Here is a 1699-nt window from a genome sequence, read left to right on the forward strand (position 1 = left end):
CGATCGGGCTCGCGGTGTCGCTGGAGCTGCCGCTTTTGATCGTGGACATCCAGCGTGGCGGTCCCTCGACGGGTCTGCCGACCAAGACCGAGCAGGCCGATCTGCTGCAGGCGATGTTCGGGCGCAACGGTGAGGCGCCGGTGCCGGTGGTCGCGCCGAAGACGCCGGCGGACTGCTTCGGTGCGGCCCTGGACGCGGCGCGGATCGCGCTGGCCTACCGCACGCCGGTCTTCCTGCTCTCGGACGGCTATCTCGCCAACGGCTCCGAGCCGTGGCGGGTTCCCGAGATCGACGAACTCCCCGACCTGCGGGTCCAGTTCGCGACGGGCCCGAACCACACGCTGGCCGATGGCACCGAGGTGTTCTGGCCCTACAAGCGTGACCCGCAGACCCTGGCCCGCCCGTGGGCGGTGCCGGGCACGCCGGGTCTTGAGCACCGGATCGGCGGCATCGAGAAGCAGGACGGCACGGGCAACATCTCCTACGACCCGGCCAACCACGACTTCATGGTCCGCACGCGCCAGGCCAAGATCGACAACATCCAGGTCCCCGACCTGGACGTCGACGACCCCGACGGCGCCCGCACCCTGGTCCTGGGCTGGGGCTCCACCTACGGCCCCATCACCGCCGCCGTCCGCAGACTGCGCGCCCAGGGCGAACCCATCGCCCAGGCCCACCTGCGCCACATCAACCCCTTCCCGGGAAATCTGAGTGCCGTTCTCTCCTCGTACGAACACGTGGTGATCCCGGAGATGAACCTGGGACAGCTCGCCACCCTGGTCAGAGCTCGCTTCCTCGTCGGCGTGCGGTCCTTCGCACAGGTCAACGGCATGCCGTTCAAGGCCGAGCAGCTCGCCACCGTCCTCAAGGAGACGATCCATGCCCGGTGACGGCCCGAGGCTGGTCCCGAGGAGCGAACTCCCGCTCACCGCACGGGACTTCAAGTCCGACCAGGAAGTGCGCTGGTGCCCCGGCTGCGGCGACTACGCGGTCCTGGCCGCCGTGCAGGGCTTCATGCCCGAGCTCGGCCTGGCCAAGGAGAACATCGTCTTCGTCTCCGGCATCGGCTGCTCCTCCCGCTTCCCGTACTACATGAACACCTACGGGATGCACTCCATCCACGGCCGCGCCCCGGCGATCGCCACCGGACTCGCCTCCTCACGGCGGGACCTGTCCGTATGGGTGGTCACCGGTGACGGCGATGCCCTGTCCATCGGCGGCAACCACCTCATCCACGCACTGCGCCGCAACGTCAACCTCAAGATCCTGCTGTTCAACAACCGGATCTACGGACTGACCAAGGGCCAGTACTCCCCCACCAGCGAACTCGGCAAGATCACCAAGTCGACGCCGATGGGCTCCCTGGACGCCCCCTTCAACCCGGTCTCCCTCGCGATCGGCGCCGAGGCCTCCTTCGTGGCCCGCACCGTCGACTCCGACCGCAAACACCTCACCGAAGTCCTGCGCCAGGCCGCCGAACACCCCGGCACCGCACTGGTCGAGATCTACCAGAACTGCAACATCTTCAACGACGGCGCCTTCGAGGTCCTCAAGGACAAGGACCAGGCCGAAGAGGCCGTCATCCGCCTCGAACACGGCACCCCGATCCGCTTCGGCGCCGACCGGTCCAAGGGCGTCGTCCGCGACCCGGCCACCGGCGACCTCAAGGTCGTCCCGGTCACCCCGGACAACGAGGCCG

Annotated in this window: 1 protein-coding gene and 1 pseudogene; both read left to right on the forward strand. The window is 68.5% G+C overall.

What is annotated here, in order from left to right; translation table 11 throughout:
• Positions 1-890: pseudogene (locus IE206_RS42130) on the forward strand (2-oxoacid:acceptor oxidoreductase subunit alpha); the annotation flags it as partial.
• On the forward strand, positions 880-1699 hold an 820-nt coding region (locus tag IE206_RS42135), incomplete at its 3' end, for a 2-oxoacid:ferredoxin oxidoreductase subunit beta (protein WP_189972064.1). The pseudogene IE206_RS42130 and the gene IE206_RS42135, both read left to right, overlap by 11 nt.

Origin of the sequence: Streptomyces violascens, from assembly GCF_014649955.1 — a bacterium.
In the GTDB taxonomy this organism is placed as follows: Bacteria; Actinomycetota; Actinomycetes; order Streptomycetales; family Streptomycetaceae; genus Streptomyces; species Streptomyces violascens.